Annotated in this window: 20 protein-coding genes and 4 pseudogenes; 15 read left to right on the forward strand and 9 right to left on the reverse strand. The window is 42.5% G+C overall.

All coding sequences use genetic code 11. The features are described from left to right. Positions 1-420 precede the first annotated feature (420 nt). The 5 genes and pseudogenes from E0698_RS22730 to E0698_RS27730 form a co-directional block, all read left to right on the forward strand. Positions 421-633: pseudogene (locus E0698_RS22730) on the forward strand (WXG100 family type VII secretion target); the annotation flags it as partial. After that, the gene (locus E0698_RS22735; protein WP_238354107.1) at positions 623-1,090 is read left to right on the forward strand and encodes a hypothetical protein; all 468 of its coding nucleotides are present in this window, start codon (positions 623-625) and stop codon (positions 1,088-1,090) included. The pseudogene E0698_RS22730 and the gene E0698_RS22735, both read left to right, overlap by 11 nt. A gap of 48 nt (positions 1,091-1,138) precedes the next feature. Continuing rightward, positions 1,139-1,543, forward strand: coding sequence for an Rrf2 family transcriptional regulator (locus E0698_RS22740; protein ID WP_149095018.1), 405 nt, complete (start codon positions 1,139-1,141; stop codon positions 1,541-1,543). 27 nt (positions 1,544-1,570) lie between these two features. Beyond that, a complete protein-coding gene (locus E0698_RS22745; RefSeq protein ID WP_192512981.1) occupies positions 1,571-1,732 on the forward strand; it encodes a hypothetical protein in 162 nt (53 codons plus the stop codon). A gap of 59 nt (positions 1,733-1,791) precedes the next feature. Further along, a pseudogene (locus E0698_RS27730) lies at positions 1,792-1,976 on the forward strand (DUF255 domain-containing protein); the annotation flags it as partial. Positions 1,977-2,181: 205 nt separating this feature from the next. Here the strand turns inward: E0698_RS27730 and E0698_RS22755 are convergent. From E0698_RS22755 to E0698_RS22765, 3 genes are all read right to left on the reverse strand, one after another. Further along, entirely contained in the window at positions 2,182-2,613 is a 432-nt protein-coding gene (locus E0698_RS22755) for a universal stress protein (RefSeq protein ID WP_192512982.1), read from the reverse strand. Positions 2,614-2,615: 2 nt separating this feature from the next. Beyond that, positions 2,616-3,851: a CynX/NimT family MFS transporter gene (locus E0698_RS22760; RefSeq protein ID WP_192512983.1), complete on the reverse strand. Its 1,236-nt coding sequence runs from the start codon at positions 3,849-3,851 to the stop codon at positions 2,616-2,618. Positions 3,852-4,067: 216 nt separating this feature from the next. Then, a complete protein-coding gene (locus tag E0698_RS22765) occupies positions 4,068-4,634 on the reverse strand; it encodes a helix-turn-helix domain-containing protein (RefSeq protein WP_134914818.1) in 567 nt (188 codons plus the stop codon). A gap of 453 nt (positions 4,635-5,087) precedes the next feature. Here E0698_RS22765 and E0698_RS22770 point away from each other — a divergent pair. After that, a pseudogene (locus tag E0698_RS22770) lies at positions 5,088-5,568 on the forward strand (alpha/beta fold hydrolase); the annotation flags it as partial. Between the two features lie 415 nt (positions 5,569-5,983). Here the strand turns inward: E0698_RS22770 and E0698_RS22775 are convergent. After that, positions 5,984-7,096 carry an alpha/beta fold hydrolase gene (locus tag E0698_RS22775; protein ID WP_192512984.1) on the reverse strand — a complete coding sequence of 371 codons (1,113 nt, stop codon included), beginning with the start codon at positions 7,094-7,096 and terminating at the stop codon, positions 5,984-5,986. A 146-nt stretch (positions 7,097-7,242) separates the two neighbouring features. Between E0698_RS22775 and E0698_RS22780 the strand changes: the two genes are divergently transcribed. Next, entirely contained in the window at positions 7,243-7,818 is a 576-nt protein-coding gene (locus E0698_RS22780) for a TetR/AcrR family transcriptional regulator (protein ID WP_192512985.1), read from the forward strand. A gap of 153 nt (positions 7,819-7,971) precedes the next feature. Here E0698_RS22780 and E0698_RS22785 read toward each other — a convergent pair whose 3' ends face one another. The 3 genes from E0698_RS22785 to clpP all read right to left on the reverse strand — a co-directional run bounded on the left by E0698_RS22785 (position 7,972) and on the right by clpP (position 9,602). After that, complete coding sequence (locus E0698_RS22785) at positions 7,972-8,637, reverse strand: MBL fold metallo-hydrolase (protein ID WP_192512986.1); 666 nt, start codon at positions 8,635-8,637, stop codon at positions 7,972-7,974. 116 nt (positions 8,638-8,753) lie between these two features. Further along, entirely contained in the window at positions 8,754-8,960 is a 207-nt protein-coding gene (locus tag E0698_RS22790) for a hypothetical protein (RefSeq protein WP_134914815.1), read from the reverse strand. Positions 8,961-9,017: 57 nt separating this feature from the next. After that, a complete protein-coding gene (gene clpP / locus E0698_RS22795) occupies positions 9,018-9,602 on the reverse strand; it encodes an ATP-dependent Clp endopeptidase proteolytic subunit ClpP (protein ID WP_192512987.1) in 585 nt (194 codons plus the stop codon). Positions 9,603-9,825: 223 nt separating this feature from the next. On the opposite strand from clpP, the gene E0698_RS22800 reads away from it, so the two are divergent. Both E0698_RS22800 and E0698_RS22805 read left to right on the forward strand, forming a co-directional pair. Then, positions 9,826-10,527, forward strand: a complete 702-nt coding sequence (locus E0698_RS22800; RefSeq protein ID WP_238354106.1) for an RNA polymerase sigma factor — start codon at positions 9,826-9,828, stop codon at positions 10,525-10,527. A 526-nt stretch (positions 10,528-11,053) separates the two neighbouring features. Then, positions 11,054-11,473, forward strand: coding sequence for a hypothetical protein (locus E0698_RS22805; protein ID WP_337916440.1), 420 nt, complete (start codon positions 11,054-11,056; stop codon positions 11,471-11,473). Positions 11,474-11,689: 216 nt separating this feature from the next. On the opposite strand, the gene map is transcribed toward E0698_RS22805, so the two are convergent. Further along, on the reverse strand, positions 11,690-12,436 hold the full coding sequence (gene map, locus E0698_RS22810) for a type I methionyl aminopeptidase (RefSeq protein WP_192512989.1): 747 nt from the start codon (positions 12,434-12,436) through the stop codon (positions 11,690-11,692). A gap of 26 nt (positions 12,437-12,462) precedes the next feature. Next, on the reverse strand, positions 12,463-13,218 hold the full coding sequence (locus tag E0698_RS22815) for a TetR/AcrR family transcriptional regulator (protein ID WP_192512990.1): 756 nt from the start codon (positions 13,216-13,218) through the stop codon (positions 12,463-12,465). A gap of 400 nt (positions 13,219-13,618) precedes the next feature. Here E0698_RS22815 and E0698_RS22820 point away from each other — a divergent pair, with 400 nt between their 5' ends. The 6 genes and pseudogenes from E0698_RS22820 to E0698_RS22845 all read left to right on the forward strand — a co-directional run bounded on the left by E0698_RS22820 (position 13,619) and on the right by E0698_RS22845 (position 22,894). Next, positions 13,619-13,888 carry a CD3324 family protein gene (locus E0698_RS22820; protein ID WP_134914821.1) on the forward strand — a complete coding sequence of 90 codons (270 nt, stop codon included), beginning with the start codon at positions 13,619-13,621 and terminating at the stop codon, positions 13,886-13,888. A gap of 422 nt (positions 13,889-14,310) precedes the next feature. Continuing rightward, on the forward strand, positions 14,311-15,333 hold the full coding sequence (locus E0698_RS22825; RefSeq protein ID WP_192513007.1) for an alpha/beta hydrolase fold domain-containing protein: 1,023 nt from the start codon (positions 14,311-14,313) through the stop codon (positions 15,331-15,333). 90 nt (positions 15,334-15,423) lie between these two features. Continuing rightward, positions 15,424-15,525, forward strand: a pseudogene (locus tag E0698_RS27130) (ATP-binding cassette domain-containing protein); the annotation flags it as partial. 152 nt (positions 15,526-15,677) lie between these two features. Then, positions 15,678-17,744, forward strand: coding sequence for a thioredoxin domain-containing protein (locus E0698_RS22835; protein ID WP_192512991.1), 2,067 nt, complete (start codon positions 15,678-15,680; stop codon positions 17,742-17,744). Between the two features lie 407 nt (positions 17,745-18,151). After that, positions 18,152-20,152 carry a methyl-accepting chemotaxis protein gene (locus E0698_RS22840; protein WP_192512992.1) on the forward strand — a complete coding sequence of 667 codons (2,001 nt, stop codon included), beginning with the start codon at positions 18,152-18,154 and terminating at the stop codon, positions 20,150-20,152. 144 nt (positions 20,153-20,296) lie between these two features. After that, positions 20,297-22,894, forward strand: a complete 2,598-nt coding sequence (locus tag E0698_RS22845; RefSeq protein ID WP_192512993.1) for a hybrid sensor histidine kinase/response regulator — start codon at positions 20,297-20,299, stop codon at positions 22,892-22,894. The last annotated feature ends 4 nt before the right edge of the window (positions 22,895-22,898 follow it).

Raw genomic sequence — 22,898 nt, forward strand, 5'->3', positions numbered from 1 at the left:
GTTGAACCGCCGTATACCGAACGGTACGTACGGTGGTGTGAGAGGTCGGCTACTCAGTTAATGGGTAGCCTCCTACTTGATTCGGGAGGTTTTCATTTAGATGAGAGGGAGAAGGGACGCAGACGTGATCGTATCCATTTATTGTTTGAAGTAATGATTTTGAGACTCAATATATTTATGGGAGATTACCTTGATTATGAATTGACTGAAATAAGATAGATTTTTCAGGAATATTCAGCTGAAGATGAGGAGCTAAAGAGGTACTTTTTTATAACTAAGAGGGAGCTGTATTTGATAAATATAAGTCAGAGGTTATAGGGATTAAGTCTTCTTATTCTTTTAACAATTAGTAATAAAGATAGTTTTCCATAAATTTGAATAATGTTATTATGTCTTAACGAACCTAAACCGAGGTAAATTATGACAACAATTAAAGTGACACCTGAACAACTTATATCCGTCTCTAAGAAATTTGAGCTTGCACAGCAAACCGCGATGCAAATGAATAGTCAGTTATCGCAGCAAATTTCGTTTATGGAACGATTTTGGGAGGGTATAACAAAGGAGCAATTCTATTATAGATTCCAAACATCTCAGAAGAATATGGCTGACTTTGTTAGCGTTGCTTTTAGCGGGAGCTGCTTTAATCTCGGGAAGGCTGTATGATCGTTTTGGTATCCGTATGCTGCTCCAGGGAGGCTTCTTTTTTATCACGGTTATTGCACTCCTTTTAACGGTCACAATATCTTTCCATACTTCTTACATTCTATTAGTTGTTGCTTACGCGCTCCTGCTGCTCGGGATAGGCTTTATGCTGACACCGATTACCGCCTATGCAATGATGAGTGTCCCTCATGATATCATTAGGCATGCTTCGCCTATGACAATTACCCTACGCATGTTAAGTAGTTCAATGGGAGGTGCCTTGCTTGTAACGATCATGACAGCAACTAGCTCAGTTTCTTTTTCCGGCAGCATGCTTGAAGGTATTCGTGCTTCTTTTGGAATATTAACCTTCATTTCAGGGATTGGTTTTGTCTTTTCCTTGTATCTGTCGGAGCATTCGAAACTTGACGATGCCACATTATAAAGGATATTATATATAGATTAAATCCTGAATTGAGGTGAACCACCGAGGATGAAGTATTCTAAAGCGACGAACTATGCCCTTCACACCATGCTCTTTTTAGTAGCATTAACTCCTAATAATAAGCCTGTTGGTGTACAACAGTTAGCGGATCGACAAGGGGTTTCACCTACTTACTTGTCTAAAATACTGACCAAGCTGGTCAAGGCGGGAATGATTGAATCCACTTCAGGTGCCAACGGCGGTTATAGATTGAAGCGGAACTGGGAGGATATTTCGTTTCTAGATGTCATTCATGCGATTGAAGGCACAACCTCTTTGTTCGATTGTTGTCTGAACCATGAAGCAGAATGCTTAATTCAAAAAGTAATGGTTTCAGCGGAGAACAAAATGGATGAGCATCTTAAAAGTCAAAAGCTGTCCGAACTTGCCAAAGAAATAAAAATGGTTCTGTGAGCCATATTTATTTATGAAGGGCAAATTGTGAGCTGGCCCTTTGATGAAGCCATTGCAGAATTTGGAGGTGGCGCTCGTTTTGCGCTCGCTACCAATAGTCGGGTTCGCGCTGTTCATGCACGGAATCTGCTTGGCTGGAATCCGATGGGGGAATCGATTCATTCTTGGATCGACCACAACATGAAATAGAATACCGAAAGGCACTGACACTTCGTTAGTGTCTTTTTTCTATCGGATGGGTATACATTGTGGAGATAAAAGAGGAGCGTAAGCCAAACCGATTAGCCATGAGAAATCACCATATTTATTACAGCATGCCTATAATCCAATTGACTGGTATTCTTGGGGATCAGAAGCGTTTGAAAAGGCAAAATGGGAAAATAAGCCCATTTTTTTATCTGTTGGCTATTCCACTTGTCATTGGTGTCATGTCCCCAAAATACACCTACTTAAACAAGGATTCTACTTGCGGAACATCGCCATTGCTGTAGAAAGAAAAAAAAGTATTAGACTGGCCCCAGCTATAAAAACAGCGGCAGCCGTGGACGAGTAAATAAAGTCCTAGACTGTCGCTGTTTTATTGAACTAAAGTTCTCCGTTAGTATAACAATGCATCATCTCTGCAGTTCCCGAAGGAGTTAATGCACAATGAGGACTGGGCAACTTGATAGCTGTGAAACCTTGTGGCTGACACTTCCAAGCATCATTTCTTTTATGCCACTTAGCCCACGGCTTCCAATAATAATGAGTTGCTGCTCGGAATCTCTTGCATAATTTAATATTTCATATGCAGGATCTCCCTTAAGATGAAGTGTTTCTGGGTTAATCCCCGCAGATTCTAATTTTGATTTGGCTTGTTGCAACTGTTCCAAACTCGCTTTCTCCATTTCGTTCAATATTTCTTCCAAGAAATTCTTTGGTAAATATGTCATGCCATTCGATACATATTCCTGGCTGACATTAACCAAGGTAACTTGAGTTTGTTTGTTTCGGGCTATTTCAACAGTTGCGTCGAGGAGTTTGTTCGTTATTTCAGCTTTATCAATTGCCACAATAATTTTGTCAAACATATTTATCGTCCTTTCCGTGGCAGCTCGTAACTATTTTGGCTACCTACAAAACGGTTTCTTGCTGCTCCTATACCGACTAAAAAGAGTAAGACCGAAGCGCCAAGCAGAATGAAAAGTGGCAGATTCCAACTATTTGTCGCATCATGCAGAAATCCTATAAGGGCAGGACCGATTGCGGCCAGAAGATATCCGATCGATTGCGCCATGCCAGACAGTTCCGCTGCTTGATGCGCATTTTCAGTACGTAAACCGAAAAACATCATGGACAAACTAAAGGCGCAGCCTCCACCAATTCCGAGTATTATAATCCACAACAGAATGATATTGGAGCTTCCGTATAGAAGTCCGAGCGTTCCCGTCAAAAGCAAAATGATTGTGATGACCACTAACAAACGTTGGCTAGACATGCGCCCAGCAACAACGGGGACAATAAAGGTAAATGGAAGCAGAGCTAACTGCATTATCGAGAGGTACCATCCTGATTGGTTTGAGTCAATTCCTTGCTGCTTTAAAATTTCAGGCAACCATGCGATCAACACATAGAAAACCATGGACTGTATACCCATAAACAAGGTTACTTGCCAGGCAAGAGGGGATCGCCAAACATTCACATCGTTGCTGGCCATCTGTTGACTCGTCGTGGTTGTTTGCTTCGTTTGATTTCTTAATTGGGGTAACCAAAAGAGAATCGATACAAAGCTTAGAATCCCCCATATTCCCAATGCTCCCTGCCATTTTAGACCTGCGTTCACGGCTAGCGGTACACTGATTCCCGATGCGATTGCTCCAAATAAACTCATTGAAATTGAGTAAACACCTGTCATGGAGCCAATTTTATTTGGGAAATCCCTTTTGATTAAACTTGGCAATAATACATTACATACGGCAATTGCGAATCCAAGAATTGCTGTCCCAATATACAGATTAGCTGCGCCAGATAAAGAACGTATTACAATGCCAACAGTCAGAAAGATTAGGGCAATCAAAATGATACGTTCAACCCCATACCTTCGTCCTAATTTTGGTACTAGAGGCGATAATAAAGCAAAGGCGAGCAAAGGTACCGTTGTTATCAGGCCTGCTAATGTATTTGAAATATGAACGTCATCCCTTATGAGACTCACTAAAGGACCGACTGAGGTTAAGGGAGCACGTAAATTAGCTGCAATAACAATAATGCCGAGAATTATCAGTCCTATAGAGGATGGTACGGCTTTTTTATGTTGTTTGTTCGACATTCTTCATTTTTCCTTCCTGAATTCATACGTATAATTTGTTTCCTGCTGATTGAAAAACTATGAAATAACATCCGCGCGAACAATAAAAGTATAGTATATTATATTATTTTTAACAAGAAGTATTTTATAGCACACCTGAACTCATCTAAAAAAATACAACTCTGAATTCCCGTCATGGAATTCGGAGTTGTATTTAATAAGTGGAATTTTCGACTTTTAGAAACCATACTTTAAGGATATATGGAGCACTGTTTCGCTATTCGTATGATTGGTATAAGAGTGAGGAAAATCTGCACGAAAACTGATCGTATCATATTGATTCAATGTGTAAATCTCTCCATTAACTTGAATTTCAATGGAACCAGTCATTACTGTCGCAATTTCAGTTGTATTCACATGATGACCTTCAGGGTGATACGAGCTATTCGGCTGTAAGTAAGCCCGACACATTTCAATATCGTTGCTTGCGTTTTTAAAGACTGGTTCAATGATCCAATTTTTTTGATCATTAGAAAACCGCAGTCCTTCGCCTGCTCGATACAAACTAACAGGGTCTTCTGATTTCAACAAAGCCAATAGCGGTAAAGATATGCCTTTTGAAATTTTCCATATAATCGCCAAAGTTGGATTTGTATCGCCACGCTCGATATTCCCCAGAGTAAGTTTGCTTACACCCGTTAATTCCGCTAAGTCGTCTAAGCTCATGTTTTTTTCTTTTCTGTACTTTTTCAAGACACCGCCGATTTGTAATACAATTTGTTTTGATTCATCGATTTCATCCATTTGATATTCACCTCAACAAAAAACAATTATAGCTAGTATACTGTTTATCTAGACTCTTTTCCATACAATTAGTATTGGATGGTGGACTACACTCCTATGCAAAATTCTGACGTCTATGTAACTAATCTGCCAGTTAGCTTAATGAAGCATCGTCAGTCTAATACTTTATTTTCTTTTGACAATTGTTATTCTTAATATATATAACCTTCTCAATAATTTCTTTTAGCAGACCATTTTTGGTTTCTGTTTCAACAGAAGTGCTATCAAGTATAGATATTACATCCTCAAACTTTTTGGCTTTTTGGTCATTAGTAAGTCGGATTGTTTTCGAAGTAATAATTGATAATTGACAATTTCCGCTTCTAGCTTATTGATATCTGCTTTTCTTTTATTTAGTCTGTCCAAGTATTCTTCTTTGTCGTAATCACCTTCTTCATACATATCTTTGATGCGAGAGCACTTATGAATAGTGGAGTAAGTAAAATTAGACAAATTCCTTCTGATGGACTGAACTTTATTACAAATCGAAAGTTTTCAAAAATTTCATCAAAAAAAATTATGGGAGAAGATTGGTTTAAGGAGACGAGTGTAATGAAATTTTTCCCAGCCGTAGTAGCGGATCTGGATTATCGCATGATGTATCAAAATGACCAACATTAATCATATATTTGAACGAACATTAATCGATAGCACTACCATTTATCAATTACAAGGAGAAGGGAAACCGTTTATTTTATTACATGGTTTGTTGAGTGATGGAGAGGGTTTGTTTCCTTTCGGACAAGAGATTTATGAAAAAACTGGTCAACCTGTATGGATCCTGGATCTTCCAGGATTAGGACGTTCCCCTTTTAAACGAGAGGAAAATCTTCTCAATCTGTATTTGAATATACTGAAAAAGTTATTGGGGGAAGCTACTAATGGTGCGCATGTGGCTCAAAGCCGATGTAGTCAACAACGTCTTTTTTGAGAAATTCTATAAAATTAAGCTTCATGTCAGCCAATTTATGAAGCGAATCAATAAGCATCCGATGGAAACGATAGATCGCCTGCTTGTCAGGTTATAATCTTAATTGCGGTTTATATAGAAAGTGATTGTAAATGAAATTAAAAGAGAAAAACCATAGATAAATATATAAAAGGTACAAGGAGAAGTAACAAATTGATATCTCTCCATTGGGTAAATTAAGACTAGGCATGTTTAGGCCAATACTTACGTTAAAAAGACGGTTTCCCCTTTTGGGGAAACCATACGCTATACATAATTCTTTTAAATATTTACTAAATATCCGCATTAACCATACTCTGAATTTTTTTATGTGAGAAATTGTAGTATTTATACCTCTTTGTTATAGGAACTTCTTCATTTCATTAAATGCTAACTCCCTGTGACCTGCTTGGCAGTGTTGCTCACCCCCCGTTTCTTTAGTAAATACTTTGGTTGTAATGGACGCCGCATTGATTAATTCTTGTTGGATTTGTGCGAGTCGGCTAATAGGTACGTATTGATCATCTTCTCCAGCTAATAGAAGGACATCTTGATTAATGAGTGCCCCAACGCCTTGCATCGTGTGCTTTTCGAAATTTTTAATGAGATCAAAAGGCGTTGCTTCACCGGTGTTTTCCATCCCTTTGCTAATCTTCCAATGCAAATCAATATTGTGAGTCATCATCTGTTCGAATAATGAATTCACTTGATCTACTTCATTATGATCGACTAGTTGCATCATACTCTGATAAGTTTCTTCTGGCATTCCCATTTTTAAGGCATCTAAACCACAATAGAAAATGTTAAAAGCAACTACTTTATCGATTCTCTTTTCGAAAGCTGCTGCCCGCATTGCCAAATATCCTCCCCAAGAGGCACCTACGAGACTTACACGATCTAATTTGAAATAATCAATCACCGTTGATATGGGCTTTTCCCAGTTGTGAATGAATTTTAGACCGTTTTTTAATGCAGTTCCTTGTCCTGGACCATCAAATACAATAATATTGTAATGAATTCCCTTCATAAATTTCATCATTTTAAGCATCTCTTCCATGTAAGAATCATACCCACCAAAGACAAGTAATGTTTTTGTAGCTCCAGGCGCCAACAATTTTACAGCAGGAAGATGGGAATCTTCATAGGGAATCTTGTAGGATTCATAATCAAAATCATGAAAGCCTTTATAGAAGGTTTCTCTATATTTTTGATACATTTTTTCTTTATTGGGGTCTGTGGTTGCAAGATAAAATTCTGCAGCTTGATAGTAGACTGAGGCTAAGTCATAGTCCTTGCTATCTTCACGTTTCTTTGCAGAATTGAGCCAAGCTTCATACCAACTATGGGTATCGTTTAATTTCGGAATGATTTTTTCCAAATCAGCTTCAGCTCGTTCATCTTCTTGGTAATAATCATTGATAAAACGATTAATTTGGAGATTAAATTGTTCGTTATTTACATATTGCTTAAACATATATTTTCCTCCTTCGATTTGGGTATGTGCTTACTATAGAGCATAGTTACTGCTTAAAATATAATTAATATCGTATTATCTGTAGGATATCTTACACGTTATACTTGAAGTGTTCGAAAACTTACACAAAAGGAGCAAGTGGTTGAATGGATGAAGATATCAGAATTTATAAAACAAAAATAGCTATTGAGCGAGCTTTAATTGAATTACTCCAACAACATGATTTTAAAGATATTACAATCAAAAAAATTTGTGATCAATCTCTTATCGGACGTTCTACTTTTTATAGTCATTATTTGGATAAGTACGACTTGCTAGAAAAAATAGTTAAACAGTATGCTTCTGATTTTAAAGTTGAGGTTGAACATCGTTTTGAGGCAATGGAAGACGGCAAGGTAGCAAATGCCATAGAACTTGTAACCGATAAAATGATTAAAAATAAGCTCGAGATTTCAACATTATTGGCCGTTCATGAGGTAACAGCTGATTTACGTAAGGAATTTGAACAAATTTTGTTTAGGACTTGCTTAGATTATTTAAAGCAACAGAATTATTCAACGTCGATCGCATTGGAGTATTTAGCAGAACTATATGCTGCTAACTCCATGATGTCTATCCATTGGGTTTTGAAAAATGGCAAAGATGCTAACATCATTCTTTTTTTAGATCATTTGCAGGAATATATTTTTAATCAGTTAAAGTCTGATCTATATACAAGTTAGCACGCGTGGAGTGATGTTTTTATGAACTATTTTGTGAAATGTAAAATAACACTTTGTTAAAGTTCAATCACGAATTAACAAAGTGTTATTTTAAATAATCCTTCTCGTTCACAACATCGTTTCACCAAAAGGTAACTTGCTGTAACTTTGACTTTATAATCCGTGGCTAAGTCCTAATATCTGATCATTCACATGTACATTACTTAATCCCCCGTGATAACAAACTACGGATGCAATGTCGAGATCTAAATACTTTTTCAATGAGAGACGAGCTGCATCCATATCCGGTGTGGTCGGGACATGAATTCCCCCGAGAATCCCGTTTACACTGTACATCGAATCCCCGGCGATGAGAGTTTTACTTTGTCTTAAATAAAGGCTGATATGACCAGGGGTATGCCCAGGCGTATGGATGACTCGAATTCTGCCGCAAAACGGCAGTTCCTGACCATCTATTAAGGTAACATCCACTTTGCCCTTCGGGGGATTCTCAAGGTGACTATCTTTTAAAAGGGGTATCTCCCCCTGAATATACGGCTTATCCAGTTCGTGTGCATATACTTTAATATGATTGCCACACTCCTGCAAAATCTCAGGAAGACTTCCTATATGATCCACATCCTGATGCGTCAAAATCACAACTTTTAATTTGTCGAACGACACGCCTACCTTTTCCATAGCCACGCGTAAATCTTCAATTTGCCCGGGGAATCCTGTGTCTATTAAAACAGCCATTTCTTGATCCCACAAAAGAATGGGGTGAATCATATTCCCATGAAAATCTAGCTGAAGCATTTCTACTCCCTGTGAAATTTCCATAATATCGGGCCTCCGTAAAATGAAATTGCCGCCCATGCGGCTCGCCGATTCAACAAGACATGAAAGAATAGCGTGGTTTGTTGAATCGGCGAGTGTTAAGTAATGCTAAAATAGGTTCATGGGGCGAATCCAACTCTGTAGCGTTGCCGTTCCTTAATGTCAATGGATACGGTGCGAATGGACGTAATAGGAATAACAAGCGTCTGATATTGCGTAAGGTATTTAACGAACTTGTCGTCAATCTGATCCAATACCCCGTCGCATACATGGGTCCCATCTATAAAATGAATAGTTACTTCCTTGCCTTGTAAGCTTGCTAACATGATATCACCTCATATTTTCTTGAAGTTTCTTGCGGATCATTAGGTTTTGAGCATACTCTACAAAGAAGTTATCACTTGATCAATAACACCATATTCCAGTGCCTCCTGAGCGGACATGTAAAAATCCCGATCCATATCTTTTTCGACTTTTTCAAAAGATTGCCCGGTCCGCTCAGCTGTAATACGGGTTGCCTTTTCACGAGTCCATAAAATTCGTTTTGCGCTGATCGCAATATCGCTGGCCTGCCCTTGAGCGCCACCGTGCGGCTGATGGATCATAATCTCACTGTTCGGCAGCGCCGAACGTTTCCCTTTGGTGCCGGCCAGCAACAGGATCGCGCCAAACGAAGCAGCAAATCCCGTACATATCGTATGTACATCGGGTTTGATGTACTGCATCGTATCATAAATGGCAAATCCTGCGGAAGTAGAGCCACACGGGCTGTTGATGTACATGTAAATTTCTTTTTCCGGATCTTCTGCCGCCAGGAACAATAATTGAGCAATAATACTGTTAGCCAAATGATCGTCGATGGCTGCCCCTACAAACACAATACGATCCTTTAATAGTCTGGAATAGATATCGTACGATCTTTCACCTTGAGCAGTTTGCTCGACAACATAAGGAACATAAACACTCATTTTTGATACCCCCATTTTCTTGGTTCAGTTGATTTCTCCTTGTAAACGAACCGAGGTCGTAAAAAGATACGGAGGTTTCAAAGGGAAAACGATTTGCGTAAATGGTGTAACTTTTATAACCACTTGTTCGTTTACATTGGAGGTAGCAAATGGCTTTGCTTTAGAAAAGGGCAGAATAAGACCGTGGAGGAGAAGGCCTATGAAGATAGATAATTCTATACAAATGACAGACAATATAATGAACATCGAGAACTTGGAGGAATTACAGGCAGTCCTGAAACGTTACTGTCTGTCGCTTACGAAATCAAATTGGGATGCGGAAGAATTGGCTCAGGACACTTGGGTAAAAGCATTAGGAAAGCTAAATAGCTTTGAGCATACAAATCCCAAAGCGCTTTTGCTGCGGATTGCTAAGAACACCTGGATTGATGATATACGGAGAAAAGCAGTTTACACTCGGATATTGAATAAGGAACAAACGAAAGTAACCGTACCGGATAATGAATCTTTTGAAATCGAAATAGCGTTGCAGTCCTTAATGAATCATTTATCTCCGCTTCAGAGAACTGTATTTTTGCTGCGAGATGTATTTGGCTATTCGATTAATGAGACATCCGACATGCTCGAAACAACGGAGGGAGCGGTAAAAGTTGCACTCCACCGGGCACGAAAATCGCTTGGAGCAGTCAAGGAGGATCTCCTCAAAGGAGAGTTATCCTTACCTGAAAGTGAAAACTCGAAAACTTTTCTAAGGGCGTTGACGGCGGCATATCAGATGGGAGATATTGCAGCAATGGTTATGCTCTCCCATCAGGATGTAATGGAGCCGGATGTGGTGATCGGAATCGTCAATAATAAGCTGCACCGGAGTCTCGCTTCAGTAAAACAAACGGAGTCCCAAACCATGAGTATGATAGCGGCATAGTTTGCGAAGAGAATTGCGGAGCTGATCGTAGTGAAGATAAGAATCCCATAGTCTTATATCATGTAATGACACGTATTGGAAAAGAAGGCTTCCGCACAGAGGAAATAATAAAAAATTAAGTGAATTATCATTAAATAGGGAACATAAAGATAAGCTATTAGGTCATTATAAGGTGGGAGACTTAGCAATAGCGATTATGATAAAACTTGGAGAAAAGGAAGATGAAATATCTGGATTTAGAATTTTAGATGAATTTGAAAAAATCCTCATCTATAATAATTTTCATCTTCCTTGCTGTTGCACAGTTTTAGAAATCCTTTCATTTGTTTTAAAAAAGTTGTTTAATTGTTAAATCAGTGTGTAGAGATATTGGTATTAGTTTTAATGACCAAAAATATATGTCGCATGATACGTCTACCATCTGAAATATTTTTATTTCGGAGGGGAACAATATGTATAAGGAAGAAAGACTGCCTCAAACGCAAAAGAAGGCATATTATTTTTATTGATTATTTCAATTATTTCAGTGAACACGATCGCCCCGATTATTATGGGGTTGGAACGCGGCTTTAGTAAAGAAAATTATTTAGAAACGCTAAAGATTATTCCGTTTATGTGGATTATCGTTGTTTTGTTAGTAAGATTGGTTGCAGGACCGTTAGTGGGGAAGATGATACCCAAATTCGTAGGACAAACAGATGGATTCAATGCTAGAGTTTTATTGAATACTTTATTGAATGTTACGGTCTTATCTATTCTTCTAACCATTATAGGAACTTGGGTTGGTACGAAACAAATAAGCCTAGAACCTCTTCAGAACTTCTTTCACAGTTGGTTTAGAAATTTTGGTGTAGCATTTTGGATTGAGCTATTGATTGCTCAGCCAATAGCAAGATTTGCAATGAAAAAAATACACGCAAGACAGGCTAGCCAAGAGAGAATGTAAATCCGTAACACGATACCAAAGTCATAATAAAAAACCGCATAACAACGTGTTTTTTCGTAAATCGGTAAAGTTACAAACTATGTAAAAAAAGCGCTGGTCCCAGGCTGGAACCAGCGCTTTTTCGCGTTTCGGATTACGAACTTTCGTCAGGCCAAGCAGGCCGGGTTGGCGACTTATTTCCTAAAATGACGCATTGCCGTCCGTTCGCCTCTATGCTTACTGGGCCGTTAAAATCAGTGGTCCGTCCGACGTAACTGCGATCGTATGCTCATATTGCGCTGACAACTTGCCGTCAGCCGTTCTCGCCGTCCACTGATCGTCGTCGATCGTGATACGGAACGTACCTTGGTTGATCATCGGTTCAATCGTAAACACCATGCCTTCCTTTAGCCGAATGCCTTTGCCGGCTACGCCGATATGCTCGTAGCTTGGCTCCTCGTGCAGGCTCCGCCCGATCCCATGCGCCAGCAGATCGCGTACGACCGAAAACCCGTTTGATTCCGCATGCTGTTGAATCGCCGACGTTATGTCGCCGAGCCGGCCCCCCGGGAGTGCCCGGGCGATCCCCAGATCCAAGCATTCCTTTGTCACCTTCATTAGTTTTTGCGCTTCCGGCCGGATATTGCCCACCGCATAGCACCAGCACGAATCGCCGAACCATCCGCCGTATTCCACGACGATGTCGAGCTTCAGCAAGTCGCCGTCCATAAGCGCACGGTTCGAAGGAATGCCGTGGGCCACCACATCGTTGACCGAAATGCAGGTTTCGGCGGGGAAACCGTTGTAGCCTTTCGTAAACTGCTTGCCGCCCAGCTTGGTGATGTGTCTGGCAACAAAGTCATTGATTTCCCGGGTGGTGATCCCAGGCTCGATCAGTTTGGCCACCTCGCGGTAGCAGTCCGCAACGATTTGGCTCGCCGGCTTCATCTCTTCAATTTCCCTAGGTGATTTTAAAATGATCATCTTTGTTTATTCGCTCCTTATCAATTCTATAATTTTAAAAATCGGGCGATATCCCTGGCCTCCTCGTGCAGCTTTCCGCGGCGAAGCGAAAGCGAGGCGCAGCCGACCAAGGCGGCCAGCAGCATTTCCGCGCGCTGTAGCCGATACGGCGGCTCCGCCGCGTTTCCGCCGGAAGCCCCGTCCGCCGCACGACCGGTTTCCAGAAGCGCGGCAAGCGGCGCGAGCACCTCCCGGCGAAAGGCGGCCGAGAGCGGGGCTGAGCGCGCTTCAGGCAGCGAAGCAAAGCCCTCACCGGCCAGCTTATGCAGCAGGTACAGGGCGTGGTCCTCCGCCCAAAGCTGCAGCAGCCGGATGCCGGCGGCGGCGACGGGGCTAAGCTCTGCGGCAGCGGCCGTTTCGCGGCTTCCGCTTTGGGAATCCGCAGCAGCCGAGTTCCCGGTGTCCGCCGCAGCAGCTAAGCCGAAATGCCCGCCCGCCGCTGCCTCCCCCGAAGCCGAAGCGCGTGGCGCCTTCAGTTGAGCCTCCAGCGGGACCTTTGGCGAAGGGGCCTCCAGCCATCCCCCGGCCCGCTCCAACGCGTCCCATAGCAGATCGTGGAGCAAATCGCCCTTATTACTGTAATAATGGTATACCGTGCCATAGCCGAGTCCCGCCTGCACGGCCACATCGCGGATTTCCAGTAAAGGCCCTTTATTCAAAAACACATCGGCAGCGGCTTTCCGGATTTGCGCTAGACGCCGCAGCCGGATCTCTTCGTTTTGTTCCTTCGTGCGTGGAGACATCTCGTCCGTTCACCTCTTTTATTTTTGACCTACTCTTATGTCAATATAAAACATCGGCTTGCGAATAACAAGAGTCGGGCAAACAAACGTCCCGGCAACACCTCGTAAACGAATGAAGATCAGTTATATATCAGCTCAATTTTAATAGTTTGATTGTACTGATATTATTTAGCTGGTCCCAGGTGAGCAGAAGTTATGCTATACTTGCGAAGTAAAAGGGGGTGCCTACTGATGGAGAATCTATTGGGATTGTCTGTGACTTCTTACACTCATGCAAAGCCAATTATTAGGAAAGTGTTACTTTGTATGGGGCGAAACAATTTTTAACGCTGAACAAGCTTTTTTAATATTTTTGGCTTTGCACCTTATTTTCAAGAATCAAAATAAGGGGCGAGCAAAATTGAGATATACGAATGCTACAAAAGTTTTACCTCAAAAACTAATTACGGAAATTCAAAAATATGTTCAAGGAGAGACTCTGTATATTCCTAAGCCAAAAACGGAATATATGAATTGGGGCAGTTTGAGTGGCGGGAGAAGGTTGCTTGAACAGCGAAATGCCGCAATCAGAAATGCTTTTCAAAATAGCAGCAGTATCGAGCAATTAGCTAAGGAGTTTTTCCTCTCTACCGAAACCATTAAGAAGATTGTTTATTCACATAAAAAGTAGATGGACATAACGTGATGAGCTTAGGGCGTGACCGGATGATCGCGGTGAAAAACCAATCCGGTCACGTCTTTTTGTTTGGCAAAAGATTTGATCCCACCGCCGATAGGTACAGCCAACGTTCACCCAATCGGTAGTTTATCGTTTCCAGTTCTTCGTATTACCTCCCACATCCAGATTCCCAAATATTTTTATGGCATTTCATTTTCTATTCCAAAGGTTGTACTTCATTTTTTACATTATTGTTTTTATGTCAAAAATGATTCTAAATCGTTGTTTTCATTTATAAAGTTTATTTTAATCTTTAATATATGGATATAAACGACAGCAACGACGGATTTGGAACGGTGCCGATTCTGAATAAATGAAGGGAAACATGTGTTGATTCATTGTCATTAAAACAAGAAAGTGAGGAAACGATTACTATGGGGGAACAAAAAAGTAGAAGTAGACATCTGATTGATCCAGAAATTATCAGTGCAGTTGATTTAATACCAACAACCGATCTTACCGAATCTACACTAATGGAATCACGTAAAAATCAATCTCAAATGATGCAACAAATAGATGTAACGCAGATGTACCCTATTACATTAGAAAAAAAGGTTGTGCCAAGTTATTTTAGTGGTCCAGATATTCGAATAGAAATCATTAAGCCCAAACAATCAAAGCATCATAAGATGCCTCTATATTATTCGATACACGGAGGCGGGATGGTCTTAGGAAGTCCAGTCGTGGATCGTCCTGCTAATGCATCTCTTGCTGCACAACATGGTTTCTGTTGTGTATCTGTGTACTATCGCCTAGCACCAGAGCATGTACAGCCAAGTCAGTTACAGGATTGTTATTCGGGCCTAAAATGGTGTATTGAGCATGCGGAAGAGTTAGGGATAGATACTCAGAAAGTTGCCGTAGGGGGCAGCAGCGCTGGCGGCGGTTTGGCGGCTGGCCTAGCCTTGTACATTCGTGATCAGAAGGAATTCGAAATCCATCATCTAAGATTAATGAGGCCAATGCTAGATGATCGCACAAGTACCGCACCAGAGCATCCATACGCAGGAGAGTTTATTTGGACAAAACAAAGTAATTATTTTGGCTGGAAATCTGTGTTGGGGGATGAACCGGGTCAGGAGGAGGTAAGTGAGTATTATGTGCCGGCCCGTGCTAAGTCACTGACCGGGTTACCACCGACTTATATAAATATAGGTACCATTGATTTATTCATTGATGAAGCCTTATTTTTTGCAAAACAACTGGCCTTTGATGGTGTCTTAGTGGAATTACATGTCTATCCCGGGTACCATCATATGTCTCCCGCGTTTCCGGATGCGCATTTTTCAAAAGAAGGGGCCAGAACAAGTGAATACGCCTTACTAAAAGCTCTGGAGATATTTGATATAAATTCTAATGAGTATAATGTAAACGCTAATAAGGTAGGATTGCAGTAAATAAAGCACTAATGGAGAATATCCATCAGTGCTTTTTCATATCTACTTATGATCTGAATAAACCATTTATTGATAGATTCGGTTGAGAGTCATCAGTTTAGTGGCGGCCAGCCTCAGCGTGTCAATGTCGCCAAGGCGATTGCGCTAAAACCCAAGTTGATCGTGCTGGATGAGTCGGTGAGGGGGATGGATAATGGTGTACTACCTGATGTACTTGATACTTTTTAACAATGTATTAATTCTAATCTGATATTATCTTTTTTTCATCCCTTCCGACTTTTACCACCCATTTAGGGTAAAATAGTACCAAGCATAAAATCCAACTACGGAAGTGGTGATGTCCCATGTCAACGAGCAGCAAACCGAATAGATTAGCCAAGGAAAAATCACCGTATCTGCTGCAACACGCTCACAACCCAGTTAATTGGTTCCCTTGGTCAGATGAGGCTTTTGAAATCGCCAAACGCGAGAATAAGCCCATTTTCTTATCTGTCGGCTATTCCACTTGTCATTGGTGTCATGTAATGGAAAGAGAATCCTTCGAGGATGAAGAGGTTGCGGAGATATTAAACCGGGACTATGTATCCATTAAGGTGGATCGGGAGGAACGTCCGGATGTGGATCATATTTATATGTCCATCTGTCAGACGATGACGGGGCATGGAGGCTGGCCGCTGACGATATTGATGACCCCGGATCAGAAGCCTTTTTTTGCGGGTACGTATTTGCCCAAGGAGCAGAAGTTTGGACGTGTCGGACTGTTGGAGCTGCTGGAGAAGGTGGGAACCCGGTGGAAGGAGCAGCCCGAAGAGCTGGTGGAGCTGAGTGAGCAGGTGCTAACCGAGCATGAGCGACAGGACATGCTTGCGGGGTATCGCGGTGAACTGGATGAACAGAGCTTGAATAAAGCTTTCCATCAGTACAGTCATACCTTCGATAAGGAATATGGCGGCTTCGGGGAAGCTCCGAAGTTTCCTTCTCCGCATAACTTGTCTTTTTTGCTGCGATATGCACAGCATACGGGGAATCAGCAGGCGCTGGAAATGGCAGAGAAGACGCTGGATGCGATGTCCCGGGGCGGAATCTACGACCATGTAGGTATGGGATTTTCACGGTACTCCGTGGACGAGAAGTGGCTGGTGCCGCATTTTGAAAAAATGCTGTATGACAACGCTCTGCTGGCCATCGCGTATACAGAGGCTTGGCAGGTGACGGGCAAGGAGCTGTACCGGCGGATTACGGAACAAATCTTTACATATATCGCAAGGGACATGACAGATGTAGGAGGGGGTTTTTATTCGGCGGAGGATGCGGATTCCGAAGGAGAAGAGGGCAAATTCTATGTCTGGGACGAATCTGAGGTAAGGGCTGTACTCGGCGATAAGGATGCCGCCTTTTTTAACGATTTGTATGGGATTACACCTTACGGGAATTTTGAAGGCCATAACATTCCGAACCTGATTGATATTAATCTGGAAGCCTACGGGATCAAGCATGACTTGACCGAACAGGAACTGGAACAACGGGTCAATGAGCTACGCGGCAAGCTGTTTGCTGCCAGGGAACAACGGGTTCACCCTCACAAGGATGACAAGATTTTGACCTCGTGGAACGGGTTGATGATCGCTGCTTTGGCGAAGGCGGGACAGGCTTTTGGAGATACCAGATATACAGAGCAGGCCCAGAAGGCAGAGTCGTTCCTATGGAACCAACTGAGACGGGAGGACGGACGGCTGCTGGCGCGTTATAGGGACGGAGAAGCAGCTTATCCCGGCTATGTTGATGACTATGCTTTTTATGTGTGGGGCTTGATTGAGCTGTACCAGGCCTCCTTTGACATACAATATCTGCAACGGGCGCTGACGCTTAATCAGGATATGATCGACCTGTTCTGGGATAAAGAACGGGACGGATTATTCTTTTACGGGTCAGATAGCGAGCAGCTGATTGCCAAGCCTAAAGAAATTTATGACGGAGCCATTCCGTCGGGTAACAGTATCGCGGCCCATAATTTTGTGAGGCTTGCGCGGCTAACGGGTGAATCTCGATTGGAGGACTATGCAGCCAAGCAGTTTAAGGCTTTTGGCGGCATGGTTGCTCATTACCCGTCAGGCTATTCGGCGTTGCTCAGTTCGTTGTTGTATGCAACTGGAACGACAAAGGAGATTGTTATTGTGGGCCATAGGGATGATCCGCAGACCGTACAGTTCATTCAGGCGGTTCGAGCAGGATTCAGACCCCATACAGTGATTATTTTGAAGGATGAAGGACAGCCGGAGATTACAGAGACGGTTCCTTATATCCGTGATTACGCTCTTGTGGATGGCAAACCAGCCGTATATGTGTGCGAGCATTTCGCCTGCCAGGCACCTGTCACCCGTCTCGATGATCTTAAGGCTTTACTGAATTGATTAACCTAAAATAAAAACAAATTTGATCCCCTTGGGGTAACAAGCATATGGTGATTTTCGAAAAATGACCTTATGTATGCCAACCTCAAGGGGATTATTTCATGTTTAGAGGTAGGTATAGTGAGTTAAAACTAACATTTCCTTAACATGTTCTGTGCATTTTTTTTAATAGTTTTTAGGTATATTATATTAAGGAATCGGTTCCAAGGAGCCTTGCTTCATTCAAAACTAAGTACATATACCTATTCGTTATCGTGTTTATATCTTTTTTTGTGTCGAAGTGTTTTAGAGGGAGATGATGAAGAATGGAAAAGGGGAAGTGAATTTGTCGAGTGAATAATCATTGGCAAAGCGAAGCGGTTCACAATATGCAAGCAATCCAGATGATGAATTGGAGATGTTGACTAATGAAGAAGTTTGCAGGAAAACCATGGCACATGGGAAGGATGCTCAGCAATAATTTTAAAACGAAGCTGATGGTCGCTTTTATTGCTTTTTTGATCATACCATCTATGATTGTTGGGGCTCTATCATTTGTGAGCGCCAGACAGGAGATTCTAAACCAGATTGAAGATAGCGCCGAGCAGGTCATCATCCGCACTAATTTTATTATTGATAGCGCCATTTCACCCAATGTGCATGATGCAGAATATTTCGCTGAAAGGCTAAAAGGCAACCTGGTGGAGACGGAGGAACAAGCGGCGAATTTGGAAGAATTCTTTAAGCAATATATTGCACTCCATCCTGAAACAGAATCCATTTATTATGGAACGAAGGATGGTAAATTTATAACCTATCCACAGAAGGAATTACCGGATAATTATGATCCCCGAGTCAGACCTTGGTATGAGGAGTCCATAAAGGAACAAGCAAAAACAGCGATTAGTGCGCTCAATTTCTCCGCATCCTCCAAACAAATGACGGTTACAGTGTCCAGAGCCACGACGGATGGTTCGGGTGTTATTGGCATCGATCTGAAAATTAGCGGTATTAAGGAGACACTGAACAAGATTAAAGTAGGTCGTGAAGGTTATGCCATATTGCTGGACAGCAAGCGCACTTACATTGTTCATCCGACGAAGGCACCAGGCACCAAAATTGCAGATATTGAATCACGCATGTATGAGAGCGACGCTGGTGAATACGAGTATCAGTATGAAGGTCAGTCCAAATATATGAACTATGCGACCAACAAGCTGACAGGCTGGAAAATAGGCGGAACGCTGTATTTATCTGAAGTGGATGAAGCAGCACAGCCGATTTTGATCAGCACTTTGCTTACGGTCGTCGGGTGTCTTGTGGTGGGTATAATCATTGTCTATTTCCTGATTCGTTCCATCATCAAACCTATTTTAAAATTGAAGGAACAAGCGGTTAATGTGAGCGCAGGGGATCTGACGCAGGACATTCAAGTGAAGAGTGAAGATGAGATTGGACAATTGGGACTGGCTTTCCGAAACATGCAGGATAACTTGCGATCTGTCATTCAGAACGTAGGGGAAAGTGCAGATCATGTCGCTAGATCCTCGAACGAGCTAACGGTAAGCGCAGAACAAACCAGTGCTGCAAGTGAGCAGGTATCACAGGCTGTTCAGGAAATTGCCAGTGGAGCAGAGAAGCAGACTACAGGTCTGGAAAATAACTCAGTAGCCCTTGATGAAATTGCACAGGGAGTCACACAAATTGCGGAACGCTCCATCTCGGTAGCCGATTTGGCCAGACGATCCTCTTTACAAGCAGAGGAAGGACGGAAATCCGTTGAGCAAACAGGCGAACAAATGAATTCGATTCACCATTCGGTAGAGCAATCTAACCGAATGATTCAAACCTTGCAAGCCCGCTCTCAGGAAATCGGTGAAATTACCAAGGTTATTAGTGAACTATCCAATCAGACGAACCTGCTGGCCTTGAATGCAGCGATTGAGGCGGCTAGAGCAGGTGATCATGGCAAGGGCTTTGCCATCGTTGCAGATGAGGTGCGCAAGCTGGCAGAGCAATCGCAGACATCTGCAACACAGATTGCCACATTGATTGCCGAAATTCAGCATGAAACGGAAACCACGGTTCAGACGATGAACCGTGTTACGACTGAGGTTCAGGATGGGCTGCAGATTTCCAAAGAAACCATTGTCAAGCTGGGAGACGCGATGGAAGGCATTCGGGAGACCACACCTCAGGTGGAGGAGGTCGCTGCGATTGCACAACAGATATCAGCGAGTGTACAAGAGATTGCAGCGACAGCCAACGAGCTGGCGACGATTGCAACCGGTAATGCTGCTACATCTGAGGAAGTCGCCGCTTCCTCGCAAGAGCAGCTGGCTTCCATGGAGGAAATATCAGCCTCTGCTCAGCTGCTATCAACAATGGCTGCTGAGTTGAGGTCTATGATTAGTCGTTTCAAGTATTAAAACGAACTTGAACCCTATGGAATCTATAGTACAATGAATGCTCGGGACAGTTCTTTAAGCCTTATGGCATAAGGAATCTGTCCTGAGTTTTTTTATATTTCCAATATAGCTTACAAAGTAGGGAGATTACAGGAGGGAGAACACTTGGTTCGAGACTTGGTGCTTTATGTTATCGTGATATTATTAATTGTTTTGACTTTTCAGCCACCTATTACATTTGCGCGCCGCAATCTGATTTCTCAGCTCATTCGGCAGACGATCACGCGTGTTTTTTATGGAGTGACAGGAATTCTATTCTTATATTTTGGCATAAGTGATAGAGCTCTGATGACTTGTGTTCTGGAGCTAGTGATTGGTCTGATGTTCATCGCTTTGTTTGTACGCGTTTGGATCATTAAACATACATATGAACAACGTTTACTGGACCAAAACCGTGATCTCCTAAATGTGCTTCGGGTTCAACCCGGTTTTACCTTCAGGCTGGAGAAAAGCGGCGACGAATTTTATTATAGGCTGCTCGAAGGAGGCTTGCTGGAGCGCATGGGTCTGAATCTGCAAGTCAGCTATAATCGAAGGGAGCATGTTAAGCGACTCGGGGATATTTTTGAGCTTTCCTCTGAAACGCTGGAGCAGCTTAGCGAATATTACAAACAGGCATGGTTCGGTGACCGGACGGTATTTGAGCTGGAGTTTTGGGAATACTCGGCTTTAATTACCTTACATCCGGTCAGGGAGAACGGGATCACCAAGCATGTCATCGGTCACGTAATGGATATTACGGAGTATAAAGCTTCCGAGCAGAAAAGAAAGGAGGTAGACGAGGCTAACCATGCCAAAAGCGTTTTTTTGGCTCATATGAGCCACGAAATTCGCACGCCGTTGAATGGTATTATCGGTCTGTCCAAGCTGTTGAACAAGACAGAACTGACTGCTGTCCAAAAAGACTACCTTGACAAGCTGCTCGCCTCCTCACGAACCCTCTCATCCATGCTCAATAACGTATTGGACTTTTCCAAGATGGAAGCAGGGAGTTTGGAATTGGAAAGACAGGAGTTTGAGCTGGAAAAAATGCTTAGGCATCTTGCAGAGACGGTGGGTACTTTGCTGGAACACAAAGAAATAGAGATTATTTTTATAACGGACCCCAAATTACCCAAAAGTGTTAAAGGTGATCCATTGCGGATGGAACAGGTGCTTTTAAACCTTCTGACTAATGCCGTCAAATTTACAGAACAGGGACATGTATTGTTAGAGGTGAAAATGCTAAGCCAGCAGAACGGACGGGTAGTGTTGTCCTTTATGGTGGAGGATACGGGTATAGGTATTTCCGAGGTGGGTGTGAACAAGCTGTTTGTCCCTTTTACCCAAGCGAATACATCAACCAGCCGCCGATATGGGGGCTCCGGGCTGGGTTTAGCCATTAGCAAGCATTTGGCTGAAGCCATGGGCGGGAATGTAGAGGTTGAAAGCCGATTGGGAGAATACAGTCGGTTTTACTTTAATGTCGAACTGAATATCGGGGATCTACATCCGGAAGGCGCACAGATAGAAAAACAAATAAGCGGCAAAGCCTTAATTGTTGTGCGGCATGAGCTGTTGAGATTTAGTCTGAACGAATTACTACAAAGCACAGGATTAGAAACATACACCATTTCATCCTTTCAGGAATGTGTGGAAGCTTTTCAAAATGGCGAATATTTTGATTTGGTTATGGTCGACATGGGGATGAATGGCTTTAGAGAGCTGGATACACGGAGACAATGGCTTCAATTGCTAAATAGACAGATGACTCAGGTCATTGGACTTACAACAGTGTTCCAGATGGAAGGGGTAGCGGCTGGGGACGAGGATAGCAGGGTGGATGCCTTTTTGTCTAAGCCCGTGACTCGAAACGCTGTATTGGAGGTTATCCGCTGGAGGCTGGAAAAGGAAAAGACAGTGTCTGTAGATGTTAATACTCTGGATACATATACGATGATGAGCCCTCGTTATGAAGGAGAGATGACAACACAGAAGTATCAAATTCTCATAGCGGAGGACAATGAGATTAACCAGGTGGTAATTACCGAATTCCTGGCAGAGCGCGGTTTTGAAGTAACCATGGTTGCAAACGGAAGAGAACTGTTAGAGTCACTGGAACTGCGTTCCTGGGATATGGTAATGCTTGATCTGCATATGCCAGAGATGGATGGCTTTGAGACGGCCAGACATATTCGCAGAAAGAAAGCTTTTAACAGACTTCCAATTATCGCCTTTACGGCCGATGCTACGCAGCATGAACAGGAGGTTTGCCTTCGTTCAGGCATTAATGCTGTGCTGCTCAAGCCTGTCCATGAACTGAATGCTGTAAGAGTGTTAAACAGTTGGATTCATTTAGCATGGCTGCAAGAACTAAATGGTGTTCACGCGGAACAGGCGATAGCCGGCATGGATGGCAAGGTATATATTTTCCAATTTGCCCTTTACAAATGGATTCAGGAATACCAGTATCTCGATAAAAGATTGACGAGGAAAATGGACAACGGACAGTTATCTGCCGCTCTCCGATTAATCCACTCGCTTAAGGGAGGGGCAGGAAACCTGTTTGCGTCCGGGCTGTTGGCAAAGGTCATAGAGCTGGAAAAGAGATTGAAACGTAGCCATGAAACCTCACCGGGGGAGCTGTATCCAGACTGGCGAGAGCAATTGATCTTGGTTCAAAAGGAGATTAACCAAATCAAGTCATCGGTTCCCTGGAGCTGATCGT

Source organism: Paenibacillus sp. 23TSA30-6 (genome assembly GCF_014858585.1).
GTDB lineage: Bacteria > Bacillota > Bacilli > Paenibacillales > Paenibacillaceae > Paenibacillus.

Excerpts from the sequence above, each read along its gene's own strand:
- E0698_RS22755 (WP_192512982.1), bottom strand. The coding sequence starts at position 2,613 with ATGTTTGACAAAATTATTGTGGCAATTGATAAAGCTGAAATAACGAAC.
- E0698_RS22740 (WP_149095018.1), top strand. The coding sequence starts at position 1,139 with ATGAAGTATTCTAAAGCGACGAACTATGCCCTTCACACCATGCTCTTT.
- E0698_RS22765 (WP_134914818.1), bottom strand. The coding sequence starts at position 4,634 with ATGGATGAAATCGATGAATCAAAACAAATTGTATTACAAATCGGCGGT.
- E0698_RS22840 (WP_192512992.1), top strand. The coding sequence starts at position 18,152 with ATGAAGAAGTTTGCAGGAAAACCATGGCACATGGGAAGGATGCTCAGC.
- E0698_RS22825 (WP_192513007.1), top strand. The coding sequence starts at position 14,311 with ATGGGGGAACAAAAAAGTAGAAGTAGACATCTGATTGATCCAGAAATT.
- E0698_RS22775 (WP_192512984.1), bottom strand. The coding sequence starts at position 7,096 with ATGTTTAAGCAATATGTAAATAACGAACAATTTAATCTCCAAATTAAT.
- E0698_RS22760 (WP_192512983.1), bottom strand. The coding sequence starts at position 3,851 with ATGTCGAACAAACAACATAAAAAAGCCGTACCATCCTCTATAGGACTG.
- E0698_RS22780 (WP_192512985.1), top strand. The coding sequence starts at position 7,243 with ATGGATGAAGATATCAGAATTTATAAAACAAAAATAGCTATTGAGCGA.
- E0698_RS22815 (WP_192512990.1), bottom strand. The coding sequence starts at position 13,218 with ATGTCTCCACGCACGAAGGAACAAAACGAAGAGATCCGGCTGCGGCGT.
- E0698_RS22790 (WP_134914815.1), bottom strand. The coding sequence starts at position 8,960 with ATGTTAGCAAGCTTACAAGGCAAGGAAGTAACTATTCATTTTATAGAT.
- E0698_RS22800 (WP_238354106.1), top strand. The coding sequence starts at position 9,826 with ATGACAGACAATATAATGAACATCGAGAACTTGGAGGAATTACAGGCA.
- map (WP_192512989.1), bottom strand. The coding sequence starts at position 12,436 with ATGATCATTTTAAAATCACCTAGGGAAATTGAAGAGATGAAGCCGGCG.
- E0698_RS22785 (WP_192512986.1), bottom strand. The coding sequence starts at position 8,637 with ATGGAAATTTCACAGGGAGTAGAAATGCTTCAGCTAGATTTTCATGGG.
- E0698_RS22835 (WP_192512991.1), top strand. The coding sequence starts at position 15,678 with ATGTCAACGAGCAGCAAACCGAATAGATTAGCCAAGGAAAAATCACCG.
- clpP (WP_192512987.1), bottom strand. The coding sequence starts at position 9,602 with ATGAGTGTTTATGTTCCTTATGTTGTCGAGCAAACTGCTCAAGGTGAA.